General features: G+C 64.4%; 20 protein-coding genes. 13 read left to right on the top strand and 7 right to left on the bottom strand.

Annotated features, from left to right (window positions below):
* Window positions 1-118 precede the first annotated feature (118 nt).
* The 7 genes from CA260_RS10335 (at window position 119) to CA260_RS10305 (ending at window position 5,220) form a co-directional block, all read left to right on the top strand.
* Window positions 119-505 (top strand): hypothetical protein, encoded by a 387-nt coding sequence (locus tag CA260_RS10335; RefSeq protein WP_111982783.1) that lies wholly within the window; start codon window positions 119-121, stop codon window positions 503-505.
* A gap of 70 nt (window positions 506-575) precedes the next feature.
* Window positions 576-1,136 (top strand): cytochrome P460 family protein, encoded by a 561-nt coding sequence (locus CA260_RS10330; protein WP_111982781.1) that lies wholly within the window; start codon window positions 576-578, stop codon window positions 1,134-1,136.
* Between the two features lie 141 nt (window positions 1,137-1,277).
* Window positions 1,278-2,303, top strand: coding sequence for an alpha/beta fold hydrolase (locus CA260_RS10325; protein WP_111982778.1), 1,026 nt, complete (start codon window positions 1,278-1,280; stop codon window positions 2,301-2,303).
* A gap of 19 nt (window positions 2,304-2,322) precedes the next feature.
* Window positions 2,323-2,832 (top strand): cytochrome P460 family protein, encoded by a 510-nt coding sequence (locus tag CA260_RS10320; RefSeq protein WP_111982776.1) that lies wholly within the window; start codon window positions 2,323-2,325, stop codon window positions 2,830-2,832.
* A gap of 30 nt (window positions 2,833-2,862) precedes the next feature.
* Window positions 2,863-3,693 (top strand): oxidoreductase, encoded by an 831-nt coding sequence (locus tag CA260_RS10315; RefSeq protein ID WP_111982774.1) that lies wholly within the window; start codon window positions 2,863-2,865, stop codon window positions 3,691-3,693.
* Between the two features lie 87 nt (window positions 3,694-3,780).
* Window positions 3,781-4,569 (top strand): alpha/beta fold hydrolase, encoded by a 789-nt coding sequence (locus CA260_RS10310; protein ID WP_111982772.1) that lies wholly within the window; start codon window positions 3,781-3,783, stop codon window positions 4,567-4,569.
* Between the two features lie 279 nt (window positions 4,570-4,848).
* On the top strand, window positions 4,849-5,220 hold the full coding sequence (locus tag CA260_RS10305; protein WP_146745315.1) for a hypothetical protein: 372 nt from the start codon (window positions 4,849-4,851) through the stop codon (window positions 5,218-5,220).
* Window positions 5,221-5,288: 68 nt separating this feature from the next.
* Here the strand turns inward: CA260_RS10305 and CA260_RS10300 are convergent, their stop codons facing one another.
* Window positions 5,289-6,212, bottom strand: coding sequence for a LysR family transcriptional regulator (locus CA260_RS10300; RefSeq protein ID WP_111982768.1), 924 nt, complete (start codon window positions 6,210-6,212; stop codon window positions 5,289-5,291).
* Window positions 6,213-6,315: 103 nt separating this feature from the next.
* Between CA260_RS10300 and CA260_RS10295 the strand changes: the two genes are divergently transcribed.
* Together CA260_RS10295 and CA260_RS10290 are read left to right on the top strand one after the other, a co-directional pair.
* Window positions 6,316-7,185, top strand: coding sequence for an SDR family oxidoreductase (locus tag CA260_RS10295; protein WP_111982766.1), 870 nt, complete (start codon window positions 6,316-6,318; stop codon window positions 7,183-7,185).
* A gap of 384 nt (window positions 7,186-7,569) precedes the next feature.
* Window positions 7,570-8,457 (top strand): isocitrate lyase/PEP mutase family protein, encoded by an 888-nt coding sequence (locus CA260_RS10290; RefSeq protein WP_172461777.1) that lies wholly within the window; start codon window positions 7,570-7,572, stop codon window positions 8,455-8,457.
* Window positions 8,458-8,589: 132 nt separating this feature from the next.
* Here CA260_RS10290 and CA260_RS10285 read toward each other — a convergent pair whose 3' ends face one another.
* The 4 genes from CA260_RS10285 to CA260_RS10270 form a co-directional block, all read right to left on the bottom strand.
* Window positions 8,590-9,507 (bottom strand): bifunctional helix-turn-helix transcriptional regulator/GNAT family N-acetyltransferase, encoded by a 918-nt coding sequence (locus CA260_RS10285; protein ID WP_111982762.1) that lies wholly within the window; start codon window positions 9,505-9,507, stop codon window positions 8,590-8,592.
* A gap of 454 nt (window positions 9,508-9,961) precedes the next feature.
* Complete coding sequence (locus CA260_RS10280) at window positions 9,962-10,402, bottom strand: hypothetical protein (RefSeq protein WP_111982760.1); 441 nt, start codon at window positions 10,400-10,402, stop codon at window positions 9,962-9,964.
* The gene (locus CA260_RS10275) at window positions 10,399-10,731 is read right to left on the bottom strand and encodes an autorepressor SdpR family transcription factor (RefSeq protein ID WP_111982758.1); all 333 of its coding nucleotides are present in this window, start codon (window positions 10,729-10,731) and stop codon (window positions 10,399-10,401) included. The genes CA260_RS10280 and CA260_RS10275 overlap by 4 nt, the downstream gene beginning before the upstream one ends.
* Before the next feature lie 119 nt (window positions 10,732-10,850).
* On the bottom strand, window positions 10,851-11,603 hold the full coding sequence (locus CA260_RS10270) for a DUF4386 domain-containing protein (protein ID WP_111982756.1): 753 nt from the start codon (window positions 11,601-11,603) through the stop codon (window positions 10,851-10,853).
* Between the two features lie 146 nt (window positions 11,604-11,749).
* Between CA260_RS10270 and CA260_RS10265 the strand changes: the two genes are divergently transcribed.
* Window positions 11,750-12,280: a dihydrofolate reductase family protein gene (locus CA260_RS10265; protein WP_111982754.1), complete on the top strand. Its 531-nt coding sequence runs from the start codon at window positions 11,750-11,752 to the stop codon at window positions 12,278-12,280.
* Window positions 12,281-12,301: 21 nt separating this feature from the next.
* Here the strand turns inward: CA260_RS10265 and CA260_RS21490 are convergent, their stop codons facing one another.
* Entirely contained in the window at window positions 12,302-12,589 is a 288-nt protein-coding gene (locus CA260_RS21490) for an ATP-binding protein (protein WP_172461776.1), read from the bottom strand.
* Between the two features lie 51 nt (window positions 12,590-12,640).
* Here CA260_RS21490 and CA260_RS10260 point away from each other — a divergent pair, with 51 nt between their 5' ends.
* Window positions 12,641-13,138: a TolC family protein gene (locus tag CA260_RS10260; protein WP_172461775.1), complete on the top strand. Its 498-nt coding sequence runs from the start codon at window positions 12,641-12,643 to the stop codon at window positions 13,136-13,138.
* Window positions 13,138-14,328 carry an FtsX-like permease family protein gene (locus CA260_RS10255; protein ID WP_111982750.1) on the top strand — a complete coding sequence of 397 codons (1,191 nt, stop codon included), beginning with the start codon at window positions 13,138-13,140 and terminating at the stop codon, window positions 14,326-14,328. Before CA260_RS10260 ends, CA260_RS10255 begins: the two co-directional genes overlap by 1 nt.
* A 27-nt stretch (window positions 14,329-14,355) precedes the next feature.
* Here CA260_RS10255 and CA260_RS10250 read toward each other — a convergent pair whose 3' ends face one another.
* On the bottom strand, window positions 14,356-15,258 hold the full coding sequence (locus tag CA260_RS10250; RefSeq protein ID WP_111982748.1) for a LysR family transcriptional regulator: 903 nt from the start codon (window positions 15,256-15,258) through the stop codon (window positions 14,356-14,358).
* Between the two features lie 352 nt (window positions 15,259-15,610).
* Here CA260_RS10250 and dgcN point away from each other — a divergent pair, with 352 nt between their 5' ends.
* Entirely contained in the window at window positions 15,611-16,648 is a 1,038-nt protein-coding gene (gene dgcN / locus CA260_RS10245) for an N-acetyltransferase DgcN (protein ID WP_111982746.1), read from the top strand.
* The last annotated feature ends 8 nt before the right edge of the window (window positions 16,649-16,656 follow it).

Genomic DNA, 16,656 nt, shown 5'->3' with positions numbered 1-16,656 from the left:
GCAAGTCCTTGCGGACTATCTGCCTGCGTTGCGGCCTCACGCCATGACCCGAAAGGGTGATCTCGGCTTTCCTCCAAGTGGGGAAGATGCTTCGAGAGAAGCCGCCTAGGCTGTTGTCATGCAGCGCATATTCTCCATGTTTCCCGTCGGCCTGCCCGGTGTCGGCCTCGTTTGCCTGCGCCTCACCGCAGCACTTTCGCTATGCCTGGCGACCCAGGGGATGCGGGCGGAGTTTCCGGCGATGGCGTGGCTACAGGAAATCCTTTGCTTGCTGATGATCATCGGCTTCGCCACGCCGGTGCTCGCGACACTGTGCGCGCTGATGGGGATCTATGCGCTGATCAGCACGGGCGGCGCGGCGTGGAACTGCGCGGGGATATCGATTCCCGTCGCCCTGGCGCTTGCACTGCTGGGGCCGGGTGGCTACTCGGTCGACGCCCGACTGTTCGGACGCCGAAGCGTCGTGATCAATGACCCGAACGAGCCACCGGAACGAAAGCACTGAACGCCAGGCCGCACGCGATGCGGCAGGCAACGCCTGACACCTCATCCACTTCAACAAGGCAGGATCAGCCATGAAGCGCAAGATGAAACTGTTGATTGCGGGATCGCTTTTGATGGCCGGTACGCTGGTTGGCACCGCCCTCGCCGTAGCCACCCAGGACAAATACGCCTTGAAGGTGCCGGGAGGCCTCGCATTCTCCGAGTTCAGGGGATACGAGGGCTGGCAGGTGGTTTCCGTCAGTGAAGACGGCGGGCTGCTCGCGGTGGTCATGGCCAATCCCACCATGATCGACGCCTTCAAGTCCGGCATACCCGGCAATGGCAAGCCGTTCCCCGACGGCTCGAAGATGGCCAAGGTCCACTGGAACACCAAGAAGCTGGAAACCTTCCCGGCGGCGACCGTACCGGCGACGCAACACGACGTCGACTTCATGGTGAAGGACAGCAAGCGGTTCGCGGACAGCGGCGGCTGGGGTTACGCCGTATTCGACCACGACGTGGCAACGGGCACGTTCGCGCCTGGCACCAAGGCGAGCAATCCGCCGCAGGACAACGATGCGAAATGCGGATACGCCTGCCACACCCTCGTGAAAGGTCGTGACTACGTGTTCACCGAGTTCGCCAAAAGGTAATCGCACGGGTCGCGGATCGTGTGGCGCCGTGTTGCGCCCCGTACTTCGAGGCGAACCATGTGACCTCGCGGCACCGGCAGCCATCAGCCATGCCTTTCCCGACCTTGCCCTCATGAATCACTTCCTCATCGGAGCGCCCACATGCACGTGAAAACGAACTTCTCGGGTCGCGGCTTGCTGCGCATCGCGCTTGCCGCCGCGCTGGTCACCCAGATTGGCCTGCCGGGCCATGCGCAGTCAGCACCTAGCACGCCGGTGGCCAAAGCTGATGCCTGGGGCCCGCTCAAGCATGTCCACGCCGGCGTGCTCGATGTCGCCTATGCGGAAATGGGGCCGGCGGACGGCCCCGTGGTCATCCTGCTGCATGGCTGGCCCTATGACATTCACAGCTATGACCAGGTGGCGCCTGCGCTGGCAGCCAAGGGGTATCGGGTGCTGGTGCCCTACGCGCGCGGTTATGGCGATACGCATTTTCTGTCCGCCGATACGGTGCGCAATGGCGAGCCTGCCGCGCTCGCGCAGGACGTCATCGACTTCATGGATGCGCTTCGCATCAAGCGCGCCGTGTTTGGCGGTTTCGACTGGGGCGCCCGCTCCGCGGACATCGTCGCGGCACTTTGGCCGGAGCGCGTGAAAGCACTGGTCAGCGTCAGCGGCTACTTGATCGGAACGCAGGCCGCCGGCAAGGCGCCGTTGCCGCCCAAGGCCGAATATCAGTGGTGGTATCAGTTCTACTTCGCCACCGATCGCGGCCAGGAAGGTTACGCAAAGAACCGCCGCGACTTCGCCAAGCTGATCTGGCAGCTGGCGTCACCCAAGTGGAACTTCGACGACGCCACCTTTGAGCGCAGCGCCGCGGCGTTCGACAACCCGGACCACGTTGCGATCACCATCCACAACTATCGCTGGCGCCTGGATCTGGCCAAGGGCGAAACCAGGTACGCCCCACTCGAAACTCGCCTGGCGCAACTCCCGAAGATCTCGGTGCCCACCATCACCATGGAAGGCGATGCCAACGGCGCACCGCATCCGGCACCGGAAGCGTACGCCAAGCAGTTCACGGGCAAGTACCAGTTTCGCCTGATCGAAGGAGGCATCGGCCACAACCTGCCGCAGGAAGCGCCACAGGCGTTTACGCAGGCCGTGATCGACGCCGACCACCTTTGACCGGATGAGGGACACCTCCATGAGCGCCATGCACGCTTCACTGCTTGCTGCGGCTGCCGGCTCCCTTGCGCTGGCCGCCGTGGCATTCGCTGCGGAGTCACACGACAAGGGCCTGGTATCGCCGATCTATGGCGTCTCCTTGCCGGAAGGTTATCGCCACTGGGAAGTGATCGCTCCCGCGATGGAAGCGGCGCCGCTCGATGAGCTGCGCGTGGTGGTTGGCAATGCGACCGCGATCAAGGCCTATCGAAACCAGACGTTGCCGTTTCCGGACGGCAGCGTGCTGGTGAAGCTGGCGTGGAAACAAAAACCTTCGCCGGAGTTTGCGCCGGCAACGATCCCGGGTGCAGCGACCACGGTACAGGTGATGGTCAAGGATTCCAGGCGATACGCGGCGACGGGCGGCTGGGGCTTTGGCCGCTTCATCGATGGCAAGCCGGCGGACGAGGCGCAGCACCGCACCTGTTTCGCGTGCCATCAGGCCAAGGTGAATGGTCACGATTTCGTGTTCACCCGCTTCGCGCCATAGCTCGCGTCGCCACGCGCACAGGAGCACCTCATGTCTCAACGATGGTTGATTACCGGATGTTCGCGCGGTCTCGGGCGCACCCTGGCAGAGGCTGTATTGCAGGCAGGACATCGCCTCGTGGCAACCGCACGTGATCCTCGGCAACTGGATGAGATCGTGCAGCGCTACGGTGACGCCGTACGGGCAGTGGCGTTGGACGTGGTCGACGAAGCCGCCGCCAAAGCAGCCGTCCAGGTGGCGATGGATGCCTTCGGTGGCCTCGACGTGCTGGTGAACAATGCCGGCTACGGCAATATCAACGCGATAGAAGACACATCGATCGAGGAATTTCGCCGGCAGGTCGACACCAACCTGTTCGGCACGATCATTGTGACCAAGGCAGCCATACCCCTCATGCGCGAACAGCGCAGCGGCCACATCATCCAGTTTTCCTCGGTGGGTGGCCGCATCGGCGCGCCGGGGCGGGCGCCCTATTCCGCGGCTAAGTGGGCTGTCGAAGGCTTTTCGGAGGTGCTCGCGCGCGAAATGGCGCTGGTCGGGGTGAAGGTGACGGTGATCGAGCCGGGCGGCTTTCGCACCGATTTCGCCGGCGCATCGACCGTGCTGAAGGAAGGGCGCTCCGAATACGACGCTGTCGTCGGTGCAGCAGCGCGCATGCAGCGCGACTACAACGGACGACAACCCGGCGACCCCGTGCGCGCGGCACAAGCCATCCTCAAGGTGGCAGCCGTGGCGCAACCGCCGCTGCGGCTGGCGCTGGGCAGTGATGCCGTGGCTGCGATTGCCGGCGCAGACCAGGCTCGGCTCGCCGAACTCGAGCGATGGCGTGAACTGAGCATTTCCACCGATTTTCCCGCCTAGCTGCGCGTACTCAAGCGTGGCGCGATGCAAGGCTTCGCGTTCATTCCGGCCGGCCTCCCTGCCCGGCCACCACCTCAGGAGATCAACATGAGAAAGATAGTCGCCGCGCTCGTCATGGGCATCGCCACCACGCTGGCCATGAATGCGTCCGCGCAGATGTCGAAGCCGATGCAGAAACCGGTCATCGTGCTGGTGCATGGTGCCTTCGCCGACGCATCGAGCTGGAATGGTGTTGTGAACGTGCTTAAGAAGGACGGCTATTTCGTGATCGCCGCGGCCAATCCGTTGCGTGGCGCGAAGAGCGATGGCGCGTACATCGGCAGCCTGGTGTCCGATCTCAAAACGCCCGTGGTGCTCGTCGGCCATTCGTACGGTGGCAACGTGATCACCGAGGCCGCCAACGGACGCTCCAACGTCAAGGCACTGGTCTACGTCAGTGCGTTCGCGCCCGAGACGGGCGAGACGCTGGGCGAGCTGACGGGCAAATTCCCTGGCAGCACGCTCGGCCAGGCGCTCGCACCCGCGGCCGACCTCGCCGATGGCGGCAAGGATCTGTATATCCAGCAGGATAAATTCCACGCGCAGTTCGCCGCGGATGTGCCGACCGCCGAAGCCACGTTGATGGCTGCCACGCAACGCCCGCTGCTGCAGAGGGCGCTCGATGAAAAGGCTGGCGCGGCGGCGTGGAAAACCATCCCGTCGTGGTGGATCTATGGCGACGCGGACAAGAACATCCCGCCGCAGGCCATGGCTTTCATGGCCAAGCGCGCGGCAGCCAAGGATGTCGTGGTGGTCAAGGGCGCATCGCATGTCGTGATGGTGTCGCATCCGGACGCCGTGGCGCGGCTGATCGAAAAGGCGGCTGCAGCGAATTGAGATAGCCGTGCCGTTAACACGGCCGAGTCCGGGGCGGGAACGATGGATCGCCCCGGACTGTCGCGCGCCTTATGGCGATGACTGGCGCAGCGAAATCCACTTCCAGCTTACGCACCGTCCGATCCGGTCACGCGCAGTGCGTTCGCGAAGATCCGAACGCGGACATGGCGGCAGGAGCATCCGTGGTGCTTATGCGTTCCGAAACGATGCCTCGGTGACATGTCGTCTCGCCAGTTGCGACGCGACGTCCGCTTTGCGGCGAACGCCTGCGGAAAGGCCATGCAGTCCGAACTCACTCATCCGATTGCGTATGCACTCTCGATCAGCCGGGCTCTTTGGGAGTTCGCCAACGATGCCGTGAACGACGGCGAATGGCCGAAGCCCTTGGCCGCCGCCATGTCCGGCAGGGCCAGCATGGCGGCCGTCCGGCTAGGGCAGTTCCTTGCTGCCGGCCCTTGTCCGGCAGATGATTGCGCCCGCGGACTCAGGCGCGCCATGGTCAACCTGAAGGCCATGTCTCGTCTGGCCGAAACAGTGGTCGAGCAGGACATGACATCGCCAAATACGGCGCGCATCGCGAGGATGGTCCGATGCACCGCGTTCCAGACGACGATGCGACTCAAGCACATAGACCACGCGCTGGATCTCTAGAGCGGCCCGGCTCCGGGCCATACAAGGACCGCATGCATCGCGCCCTTCCCTGACCCACTCAAGGCCGATCATGTGTCGGTATGTTTTTTCACATCCAACGAGCCGCCAACGTAGGCAGCGAGTTCGTCCGGCGTGCCCTTCGGGAAGGCCTCGCGGAGATAGTCCAGAAAGGCCGACACACGAGCGCTGAGCAGTCGGCGCGTGGGATAAAGCGCCCAAAGTTCGATCTCGGGACCCTGCACGTCCGCCCATAGCACCAGCGTGCCCGTGGCCAGATCGGGACTGACCAGCGACAGGGGAAGACGCGCAGCCCCGACACCCATGCGCACCGCATCGCGAACCATGACCAGCGACGAAAGGCTGAGCACCGGCGTGACCGCCATCGTCGATGCCCCCGAAGGGGTCGTCACCGACCAGGCCTCGGATTGCTTCATGGATCCGCGGGTCACTGCGGGCATGGGTGCATCGTTCTTCGGCTGCGCCAGCTCAGGGCTCGCCACCACCACCAGGCGATCACGAAGAAAAATGCGCCCGATGAGGGTGGCATCGGGTTCCGGATTGACGCGAATGACCAGGTCATAGGCTTCCTCGATCATGTCCACGGCGCGGTCTTCCGCGGTGATCTCCAGCCGTACCTGCGGATAGCGCCTCGCGAATCCGGCCGCGAGCTTGCCCATGGCGGTCTGCGAGAACAGCAGCGGCGCGCTGATGCGCAATCGGCCACGGGCGACGCGGCCGCCGGAAGCGATGGCGGTAGCCGTTTCCTCCAACTCGGTCAGCAAGAGACCGGTGCGTTCGTAGAGGGCCCGCCCCTCCTCCGTGAGCTTGAGGGATCGCGCTCCTCGTTCGAACAGGCGAAGGTCGAGGCTGGTCTCCAGCTCGGCCACGCGCCGGGACAGCGTGGCCTTGGGTCGGCCAGCCTCGCGGGCGGCCCTGCCGAACCCGCCGTGGCGGGCAACCAAGTTGAAGTCGGCCAGTGCGAGCAGGTCCATGTGTTCCACTCATGAGACGGAGCGTCCAACTTTAGCGGCTATGCCAGCGAATTTGGATCAATAACATGCCGGGTGTGTTCTCAACCCACCCGGAGTCATTGCCATGACCATCCTCGTTACTGGTGCCACCGGCCGCGTCGGCCGCCATGTCGTCGACCAGCTCGTCAAGCGCGGCGCCGCCGTGCGCGTGCTTACCCGCGACCCTTCGAAAGCCTCCTTCCCCGCCGGCGTCGATGTGGCCCGGGGCGACCTGCTCGATATCGACGCGCTGCGGGCCGCCTTCGATGGCGTCCGCACGCTGTTCCTGCTCAACGCCGTCACCGGCGACGAATTCACCCAGGCGATCCTCACGCTCAACGTCGCCCGCGAGGCGGGGGTGAAGCGCGTGGTCTATCTCTCGGTGATCCACGCCGACCGCTTCGTCAATGTGCCGCACTTCGCGGTGAAGTTCGGTGCCGAGCGCATGCTGCAACAGATGGGTTTCAGCGCCACGATCCTGCGGCCGACCTACTTCATCGACAACGAGCACATGATCAAGGACGTGGTGGTCAACCACGGCGTCTACCCGGTGCCGATCGGCAGCAAAGGCGCCGCCCTGGTCGACACCCGCGACATCGGCGAAGTCGCTGCCATTGAATTGATCCGCCGCGACCAGGCCGCCGATACCTTGCCCGTCGAAACCATCAACCTCGTCGGTCCGGATGCACTGACGGGTACGGAAGTGGCAGCGATCTGGTCGGACGCGCTGCAGCGCCCCGTGGTGTACGGCGGCGATGACCCGACAGCTTTCGAGCAGAACCTCGCCAGCTTCATGCCGACATGGATGGCCTACGAAATGCGCCTGATGGTCGAGCGCTATGTCGCCGACGGCATGATTCCCGAAGCTGGCGACATCGAACGACTCACCGGACTGCTGGGCCGGCCGCTGCGCTCTTATCGCGGCTTCGTGCAGAAAATCACGGCCGCTTCCTGAGCGAGGCTCCGAAAGCCAGCCGTTCACCGATTGCCGCGGCCACCAGCGCGGTGCCATGCGGGGTCGCGAAGAGGCGATTCGCGGCGACCGAAACAGAGGCGGCGATGTCCTGTCGCCGCCTCATTATGTCCACCCTTTTGCGCGACACGTAAATAACGGAATTTCTCCTCGCTCGAGGATCGCGCTGCCACTGCGGGCGGCGAAGCGAGCCGAACAGCACGCTCTATTCAACGATGCATGGCGCTTTGCCCTCGCACCCACCGCCCAGACCACGGTCAAGGCGTACCCATCCACAGGCCTGTCACCTGATGATCGGCACATTGCGAAGCGCCCATCGCATGGCCTGGCCAACGGTGGAGTTCGATGGCGATCAGAGTGGCCGGCATGGATCAACAGCAAATAGGACGCGAAAAGGGGAAAGACACGACGTGGCGCGAACTGCTGGCGTCAACAGAACCCCTCGTTCTGCCAGCCGCACACGATGCGCTCACCGCGCGCCTGGTGGAGCGAGCTGGATTCAAGGCCTATCAGGTAGGCGGCTTCGCGCTTGATGGAAGCCATTACGGTTTTCCGGACATCGACCTGACGCACTTCGGCGAGAAGTCGGCCGTGATCCGGCAAACCATAGGCGCCTCCTCGCTGCCGGTGCTGGTGGATGGCGACAACGGCTACGGCGACGTCAAGAACGTCACCCGGACGGTGCGCGGCTACGAAGCGATGGGCGCGTCGGCCATCTTCATAGAAGACCAGGTATCACCCAAGAGTTGCGGCCAGGAAGGGAAGAAAGAAGTCATCCCGGCCGAAGAAATGATCGGTAAGGTCAAAGCCGCCGTGGCGGCTTGCCGGGTGTCGAGCACGTTCATCCTGATTCGCACCGATGCCCGCAGCGCTATCGGGCTCGATGAAGCCATTCGCCGCGGTGAACTCTATCGGGACGCCGGGGCGCACGACTTGTATATCGAAGGCCTGGAAAGCGCGGCGGAGCTGGAAAAGGTCGGCAAGGCGCTTGCCGGCACGCCGCTGGCCACCACCATGATGGAGGGCGGCGGCAAGCTGCCTTGGTTGTCTCCGCAGGAAATCGGCAGCTACGGCTTTTCGATGATCCTTTATCCGACGACGGTGCTTTTCCGCATGACGCGTGCGATCGAACGTGCATTGGCGGATCTGCATGCCGGGCGCCCCATGCCGCAGCAGGAAGCCGTAGACCACGCCACTTTCGATGACATCGTGGGCAAAGACGCCTGGGCACGCATCGAGGACGAATTCAAATAGCGGCCAAGGTTGAAAGCGCGTCGGGTGGAACGGACCCGGGCGCCCAGGGAATGGCACGGGTTCGCCTCGCTCGTATAGGGTCAACCCGCAACGATGGCGCCGCCAAAATCAGCATGGCACGTGCAGCCCACCTTACAAGTCGATCGACCAGGTCTGTCCGACCAGGTCTTTGCCAAAGCTGTGGTGAGCCTCTTCTTCGATGAGTTGGAATCCGGCCTTCTCATAGATCCGACGTGCATCGACCAGCACGCTGTTGGTCCAGAGCATCATCTTTTTGTAGCCCGCCTGGCGGGCGAAGCGCAGGCATTCGTCGACGAGGCGGCGGCCGATGCCGAGGCCGCGCGCGTTGGCGTCTACATAGAGAAGGCGCAACTTTGCCGTGGTCTCGTCCTGGCGGACGACGAAGACCGAGCCCACGACCTGGCCGTCCTTTTCGGCGATCCAGCATCGATCGGAGCGTGGATCGAACTGCTGGACGTATTTCGCGACGATGTCGGCGACGAGGGCCTCGAATTCGGCGTCCCAACCGTACTCCTGGAAATACAGCAGGCCCTGGCGATGGACAATCCAGCCCATGTCGCCGGGCCGCGGATCACGCAGCACGTAACTGGGCGTTGCCTGGTCGCCCAGCAGCCCGTGGATCTGCCCCATGGCGTGGACGAGTTGTTCCTGTTGCGGTTCGGACAACTGACGAAGCATGGCCATGACTTCTTCGCGCGAGGCGTCATTGAGCGGCTGGAACGTCCGGCGGCCGTGGTCCGTGAGCTTCAGCCGGGTCGCGCGGGCATCCTCGTTCGACCGGCTTTTCGCCAGCAGGCCTTTCTTCTCGAAACCGCCGATCACCCGGCTGACATAGCCCGCGTTGAGGCCAAGCATCCGGCAAAGATCTGCGCTGGTAAGCGTGGGATGGCTTGCAAGCTCGTAGAGCATGCGCACCTCGGTCAGCGAATACTCGCTTTCCAGCAGGTGTTCGTGCAGGACGCCGATGCGACGGGTATAGAAGCGATTGAATTGGCGGACTTTTTCCGCCTTTTCTTGCAGTGGAGTCATGGGCACGCCCTGCTCTTCATTTGCCTGAGGCAATCTTATAGTTGCCTTAAGCAAATATGTAAACAGGTGACCTTGCCTGCTGCACGGGGTATTGCGTTCCAGGCTCTACCGGATTCGCTGCCATCCACAAAGCCAGGCAGGGTCGCGCCGGTCGAAATATCTGAACCATGCACCTCGTCCGCGATGGCGACGCTACCGATGCGCGACGTTCATGACGGCCACCAGCGAATAGCCGTGTGCGTGAGCTTGGTCGTGAGCGGTTGTGATCGACGGACGTCATGCCTCGTCGCGCGCTGATCGACGCGTGGATGGCACGCCGTCTTTCAGGGCGGCACGCTGAGCCTGTTGGCCTCGCGCGAAAGTGGATATTCCCGACGCCGAGCTCATCGCCTCGGTCACTCCGGCCGGGATCGGTGGACGGCTTCACCTCGCAACGCGCATGCGGCCCACCACCCTAAAGACCGCCGTGGCTCCTCGATCGGTGGCAGGCGACGCACTTCCATGTCGTATAGCCGATCATGAGCACCAGCCCGGCACCTACGGCACTCACCGAACCCGTACTGGCAAGTCCCCGTGGAGCGAACGCCCACAGCAGCGACCACACGAGAAACGCCAGGGTCATCGACCAACCGCCAACGCGCCCGATGGACTGCGCCAGCGTGGCGTGCTGAACGCTTCGCGGCGATCCATGCAGCCGCTTCGGCATCGCATTGCAAAAGACTGCGAGGGCGAGCCCGATGACGACGTTATGCCCGCGCACGACCTGTTCCTGGTCGATCCAGCCCAGCCTGTGCGCCAGTGCGAGCAGCGACGCGCCGGCGAGCATGGCGGCCGCGAGCTTGAGGCCGAAGAGGATCTCCCTCTTCGCGCGAAGAAGATGGATGTTCTCGCTCATGTGCGGATTCCTTTGCGGGTTCCCTTGGGTCGTGCCTTGCGGGCGGGCCGAGCAGTCGCGCGACCGCCCTCCCCGATGCCGAACAACTGCGTGAAGGTGAGCAAGGCGTCTTCCAGCACCGAAAGCTTCAGCTGATAGATGATGCTGGTGCCGACCTTGCTGGCCTCGATCAGGTCCGCCTCGCGCAGCACCGCAAAATGCGCCGACATGGTCGGTCGCGATACCGGAAAATGATCCGACAACTCCCCCGCCGTCATCGCGCCCTGGCGCAACAGCTCAAGCACCTTGCGACGGGTGGGGTCGGCCAGCGCTTTGAATACGGCGTTCATCGCTACTATTTAGCCGATCATCTAATTAGAGGCAAGTAAAATTTCGATGATTGGCTAAATTAGACGGCGCCAACCCAGGGGAGGCCGTCAGATTTGCCGGGCCCTGCTTTTTCCGTCGCTCATGCCCGTATCGGAGCACACGTTTCGTTCGCATGTTCCGTGCCGATGCGCTCCTTCCACTTCGCGACATGGACGCCCTTGATGAGCAACCACAGGCAAAAGGATGTTTCGCCGATCAGCGCGGGAAGGAGGATGGCTGGCGTTATCGAATCGGCGAAGGTCGGGGCAAGCAGTGCGGCGAAACAGGCGATCAGGTAGCTCAGGCCCGCGAGCTGCATCAGCAAACCAATCAGCTTGGGCAGGTAGCGGGACTTGATGATCAGATAGCCGTCCACCAGGCAACCCAGCCCGAAGAAGATCAGGGCGATATTGAACGCGATGTCATGCAGGACCAGCGAGAGATGGGCAAGCGCCGGCGCCTGCAGTGGCTCGAACGCGCCGGGATGATGGCCGCCCGTGAGGATGGGCATCACCGCCAGCAGGAACAATTTGCTGACAGCCTCGACAGACAGCGACACCAGCATGAGGAACACGGAAAGCAACACGAGCTGCCTGTTCACCGGCCTCAGCAACAGATAGAAGATCCAGGTCTGCGCCACCGCAAGCACCGGCACCAGCAGATTGCCTGCGACGCTCAGGTTCCACAGCCCCGGCGAAGCCAGGATGTTGTGCGCCGTAGCAGCGGCGTCACCTGCAACCACGAGGCTGTTCATCACGAATCCCTCGGCGAAGCCGCCGAACACGATGATGAGCAGGTACAGCAGGCCGGCCGATCGTGCATAAAGCTGTGGCGAGGTCTCTATCGTTGTCATGGCACGACTTCCTTGATGGGCACCAGCCGAGCGTGCCCGCTTCCGAACCAAAGGGAAAGTACGGCCTGCAAGCCTTTCGCCGGGCCTTCACGCCTGGCCGGCAGCCACCCGAGCTATCTTCCAGCCACCGGAATGGAGGTCTTTCCATGGCGAAGTTCGTTTTCGGATTGAACATGTCCCTGGATGGCTACATCGACCACCAGGCGTTCGCACCCGGGCGCGCGCTCTTTCGCCACTTCATCGAACAGGTGCGCGAAGCGGCGGGCATGGTGTACGGCCGGCGCATGTACGAGGTCATGCGTTACTGGGATGACGACACGCATGAATGGGATGCGGACGAGCGCGAGTATGCGATGGCCTGGCGAAGCAAACCGAAGTGGGTCGTGTCGCACTCGCTGAGCTCCGTTGGCCCGAACGCCACGCTGGTCGCCGATGGCGTCGAAGCGGCGATGCGGAAACTGAAGGCCGATCTCGCAGGCGACATCGACGTCGCTGGACCAGGGCTGGCGCAAAGCCTGGGTGACCTCGGGCTCATCGACGAATATCGGCTCTACCTCCACCCCGTCGTGCTCGGCCACGGCAAGCCCTTCTTCGCGGGACCGCGACCGCCGCTGCGCCTTGTCGCCAGCGACGAGGTCGACAAGAACGTGATTCGACTGACCTACGTTACCGCCTGACTGCAGGACGCGCGCAACCGGCTACGGGCGTCGAGCTGCCGCCGTATCGACGGGATGCGCCCGCGCCATGGGTAGTCGAAGCGTGGCGAGCAACCCCGCTCCTTGGCACGTCAGCGTGAAACTAGCCTTCATGGTGCGCGCCGCATCGGACACGATGGCCAGGCCAAGCCCACTGCCGGTTGCTCCCGAGGCCTGACCCCGGAAGAACGGTTCGCATGCCCTGGCCAGTTCGTCCGGCGTCATGCCCGGGCCATTGTCCTGGACGTCGACACGCAGTTCATCTCCATCACGCTCGACGCGTATATCCACCCGCCCTCCCCTTGGCGCATAGCGGATGGCCGCCGCGTCGGCCGCATCGGCGTGGCGACGGCCGAGCTCTATCCGCAGTTCTCGCTCGATGCATCGTTGGGATTGGCGAGCTTCACCGCGAGCGACTTCTTCAACCGGCAGAGCGCGCTGTGGTCCGTCGGCCCCGCTTTCAGCTGGCCGGTGTTCCGGCATGGACAGATCAAATCCATGATCCGCGTGCGTGACGAACAGGCGCAGCAGGCCTTGATCGCCTATCGGCAGTCCATTCTCACCGCCACGCAGGAGGTCGAGGACGCGCTGGCCGCCAATGAGGAGGAACACAAGCGCCAGGCCATGCTCGCCGCCTCCCATGCCGCCCAGTTGCGCGCACTGGACCACGCCCGCGCGTTGTACAAGGGCGGCATGACGGATTTCCGCGCCATACTGGACCAGCAACAGCGCGCACTGCAGGCCGAAAGCGCGGTGGACCAGAGCATGGCGAAGCAGCGCCTTGATCGCATCGCCCTGTACAAGGCACTCGGCGGCGGCTGGAACGGAGAGATGCGCTGATGTTCCGCCTCGCGATCCGCATGTTGCTGGGTGACCGTGCAAAGTACGCCGGCCTGATCTTCGGCATCACGTTCACGTCGTTCCTGGTGACGTTCGCGCTGTGCTGCTTCAGCGGCTTCATGACGTGGGGTTTCGCGCTGATCTCGGAGCATCCTTACGCGGACGTATGGGTCATGGACCCGTCGGTGGCCTCGGTGGAGCAGACCGCCAACCTGCCCGATGCCGCGCTTTATCGCGTGCGCAGCGTGGAAGGCGTCCGTGGCGCCGTGCCGATGACGCTGGGCAACGTGGACATCCATTTTCCCAACGGCAGCTTCCAGTCCTATCAACTCATCGGCCTGGACGATGCCTCGCTCGCCGGCGTGCCGGCGACGACGCGGTTCGCCACGGCCCTGCTCCGGACGCCCGATGGAGTGCTGGTCAGTGCCGGCGGCACCGACGACAAACTCAATACGCCCTCTCGCGCCCGGGACCAGTGGCCCTACGGCCGCGTGCACCTCGACGTGCCCATACGCGAACTGCGCGCCGGCGATACGTTGCAGATCAACGACCGGCGGGCGCTGGTGGTGGACAACGTGCAGGCGCTTCCGCGTTACCCGGCACGCCCCCTGCTCTACACCACGATAGCCAACGCCAGCCGCTTTCTTCCGGCGGAACGCCATCGCCTGACCTTCGTGCTCGCCAGCGCGGCGCCCGGCACGGACCCGCGCGTGCTGGCACGTCGCATCGAGGCACGCACGGGCTTGCGTGCGCGTACCGCCGCCGAGTTCAAGAGCGATACCGTGTACTGGTTTCTGCTCAACTCGGAAGACGTGGGCGATGTCGCCACCATGCTTTGCCTGGCGATGATCGTGGGCTTCGGCGTCACCGGCGTGATGCTCTACATCTTCACCAGCGAAAACCTGCGGCAGTACGCCGTGCTGGGCGCCATGGGCGCCACCTCCAGGCAACTGGTGCACATGCTGTTCGCGCAGGCAGGCGTGTGCGCCTTGCTGGGTACCGGGCTGGGCCTCGGGCTGTGCAGCGTCGCGGGCAGGTTTTTGGGCACGCTGGACTATCCGTTCCGCATGATGTGGTTCACGCCCATCTTCGGCATGGCCATGGTGACCGTGGTGAGCCTGGTCGCGGCGCTGCTGAGCGTGCGCCCCGTGTTGAAGCTGTCACCGGCGGTCGTATTCGCCGGACGCTGATGTCGGGTCAGCGGTCGGCGAGCCGCCTCATGCCGTATTCGCCAACATCTTCTGCGCCATCTCCGCCACGTATTCCAGGAAGCGTGTCTGCACGCCGCTGAGGGGGCTGTCGGGGCGATACACGACGTACAGGACGACGTCCATTTCCAGTTTCAGGGGGCGCTTCTGCACGGGCTCCCGGCTGCATTGCGCGGTGAACGGATCCACGAGGGCCAGGCCACCGCCCCGTGCGACCAGCGAGCATGCCAGCTGGTAGGTCTGCACCCAGACACGCGTCACGGGTGCGGGGTCGACCTTGGTGAGATGGTTCTGCAGCATCGCGCCCAGCGCATCCTGCACGGTGATGCCGATCATCGGCTGGCCTGCCAGCGCCTTGATCGGCAAGGGGCGGTCGAGTTCGCGCGCCGGCCACCAGCCGGGCGGTGCGACCACCTTGATGTTGCCGCGGCACAGCGGCTGCTGCACGAGGCCGTGGTGATTGATGTCCTGCAGGGTGAGGCCGATGTCCGCTTCGCGCAGCATCAGCGATTCGCACATCACCGCCGAGTGCTGCGTGAACAGCTCGACGATGGTTTCCGGGTAGATCTCGCCCAGCCGCGCGATGACGTCTGGCACCAGCACCTGCGCGAGCGCGGGTGTGCAGGTAACGCGCAGCGGATGGCTTTCCGGACGGGTGATGTTCACGGCCAGGCGTCGCAGGTCGTACAGATCGCGCATGAGCTTGTCGATCTGGTGACGCATCAGCAGCGCCTGCGGCGTTGGCTGCAGGCGGCCACGCACGCGGCTGAACAACGGGAAGCCCAGGTGGCTCTCGGCCTGCTGCAGCGCCTTGCTGGCGGCAGGTTGCGAGACGTTCAACAGGCTGGCTGCGCCGGTGAGGCTGCCCGTGCTAAGGACAGCATGGAACAGCTCGATGTAACGCAGACGCATAGCCCGCTCCCCACCTGGTCCACTGCGGCGACCGCCCCGCTTTCAGTGCAGCACATTACCCAGTGACGGACAAATCCGGCGGTGCCAGAAGGCATGGCGTAGTCCGCGACGCACGGCACCCACAACCGCCGGTTATGCCTCGTGCCCATCTTTTCATTGGCTGCGCGCTCGGGCCTTTGACTATGCTCGCCCCCGGCACGGATGCGCCGACGCGCGATGGCCGCGTGCCGCAGGCCCGCTGCAGCCGTCGCAACAAGCCGACCTGTGCCGCCCCATGCAGGGAGCGTCTACGCGACCGTCGCGCATGGGCTTTCCACGAACGGAACGATCTGCCCGCAAGGAGGAGCCGCCGATGTCCGCTCAAGGCGTAGAAGTCGCCCCGTGGGGACCGCCATACCTGCTGTACCTGGGCAGCGCCCCCGATGACCTGTCGATCAAGACGGCGCGCGGGCTCGCGTATTGGCGGCCACAATGGTGCCTTGGCCAGCACCGCCGCGACGACTGCGCGGTAACCCTGGGCCTGCCGGATGTCGGCCTGGCGCAGAGCCGGGACAACGGCGCCGATACGATGGTGATCGGTGTGGCCAATGCCGGCGGCGTGATGAGTCCGGAGATGGTGGCCGACACCATCGCTGCGCTGGAGGCGGGACTCAACGTGGTATCGGGCCTGCATCACCGGCTGAACGACCAGGCGGAGATCGTGGCTGCCGCGCGCGCCAATGGCCGCGCGTTGTTCGATGCGCGCGCGCCGCAGCCGGGCCTGCCGGTGGGCACGGGTAAGCCGCGCGCGGGCCGGCGGCTGCTGACGGTGGGCACGGACTGCTCGGTGGGCAAGATGTATACCGCGCTCGCGCTGGAACGCTCGTTGCGTCAACGCGGGTGCCCGGCGGACTTCCGCGCGACCGGGCAGACCGGCATCCTCGTCGCGGGCGCAGGCATTCCGATCGATGCGGTGGTGGCGGATTTCATCTCCGGCGCAGCGGAAGCGATTTCGCCGGCCCGCGGCGACCACGGCTGGGACCTGATCGAAGGCCAGGGCTCGCTGTTCCATCCTTCGTTCGCCGGCGTTTCGCTGGGCCTGCTGCATGGCTCGCAGCCCGATGCGCTGGTGCTCTGCCATGAACCGACGCGACGCCACATGCGCGGACTGGCCGATTACCCCATTCCGGATCTCATGGCCTGCATGGAGGCCAACCTCGCTGCGGCCCGGCTCACCAACCCCGCGGTGAAACCGGTGGGCATCGCGCTCAATACGTCCAACCTGCCCGCGGACGAAGCGCAGGCCGCCTGCGAACGCATCGGCGCCCTGTTCGGCCTGCCCTGCCAGGATCCGGTGTCCATGGGCGTGGAAGCCATCACCGACCACCTCATCGCCAGCTTCGGGAACTGACATACTCA

It is taken from the genome of Dyella jiangningensis (genome assembly GCF_003264855.1).
In the GTDB taxonomy this organism is placed as follows: Bacteria; Pseudomonadota; Gammaproteobacteria; order Xanthomonadales; family Rhodanobacteraceae; genus Dyella; species Dyella jiangningensis_C.
Note: the sequence above shows the minus strand (reverse complement) of the source record. Positions and strands in the feature narration are given on the sequence as shown.

Bases quoted from the DNA above. Each gene is read 5' to 3' on its own strand.
- dgcN (WP_111982746.1), top strand. From the start codon at position 15,611: ATGTCCGCTCAAGGCGTAGAAGTCGCCCCGTGGGGACCGCCATACCTG.
- CA260_RS10310 (WP_111982772.1), top strand. From the start codon at position 3,781: ATGAGAAAGATAGTCGCCGCGCTCGTCATGGGCATCGCCACCACGCTG.
- CA260_RS10255 (WP_111982750.1), top strand. From the start codon at position 13,138: ATGTTCCGCCTCGCGATCCGCATGTTGCTGGGTGACCGTGCAAAGTAC.
- CA260_RS10275 (WP_111982758.1), bottom strand. From the start codon at position 10,731: ATGAACGCCGTATTCAAAGCGCTGGCCGACCCCACCCGTCGCAAGGTG.
- CA260_RS10320 (WP_111982776.1), top strand. From the start codon at position 2,323: ATGAGCGCCATGCACGCTTCACTGCTTGCTGCGGCTGCCGGCTCCCTT.
- CA260_RS10280 (WP_111982760.1), bottom strand. From the start codon at position 10,402: ATGAGCGAGAACATCCATCTTCTTCGCGCGAAGAGGGAGATCCTCTTC.
- CA260_RS10325 (WP_111982778.1), top strand. From the start codon at position 1,278: ATGCACGTGAAAACGAACTTCTCGGGTCGCGGCTTGCTGCGCATCGCG.
- CA260_RS10335 (WP_111982783.1), top strand. From the start codon at position 119: ATGCAGCGCATATTCTCCATGTTTCCCGTCGGCCTGCCCGGTGTCGGC.
- CA260_RS10330 (WP_111982781.1), top strand. From the start codon at position 576: ATGAAGCGCAAGATGAAACTGTTGATTGCGGGATCGCTTTTGATGGCC.
- CA260_RS10250 (WP_111982748.1), bottom strand. From the start codon at position 15,258: ATGCGTCTGCGTTACATCGAGCTGTTCCATGCTGTCCTTAGCACGGGC.
- CA260_RS10265 (WP_111982754.1), top strand. From the start codon at position 11,750: ATGGCGAAGTTCGTTTTCGGATTGAACATGTCCCTGGATGGCTACATC.
- CA260_RS10300 (WP_111982768.1), bottom strand. From the start codon at position 6,212: ATGGACCTGCTCGCACTGGCCGACTTCAACTTGGTTGCCCGCCACGGC.
- CA260_RS10270 (WP_111982756.1), bottom strand. From the start codon at position 11,603: ATGACAACGATAGAGACCTCGCCACAGCTTTATGCACGATCGGCCGGC.
- CA260_RS10295 (WP_111982766.1), top strand. From the start codon at position 6,316: ATGACCATCCTCGTTACTGGTGCCACCGGCCGCGTCGGCCGCCATGTC.
- CA260_RS10305 (WP_146745315.1), top strand. From the start codon at position 4,849: ATGCAGTCCGAACTCACTCATCCGATTGCGTATGCACTCTCGATCAGC.
- CA260_RS10290 (WP_172461777.1), top strand. From the start codon at position 7,570: ATGGATCAACAGCAAATAGGACGCGAAAAGGGGAAAGACACGACGTGG.
- CA260_RS10315 (WP_111982774.1), top strand. From the start codon at position 2,863: ATGTCTCAACGATGGTTGATTACCGGATGTTCGCGCGGTCTCGGGCGC.
- CA260_RS10285 (WP_111982762.1), bottom strand. From the start codon at position 9,507: ATGACTCCACTGCAAGAAAAGGCGGAAAAAGTCCGCCAATTCAATCGC.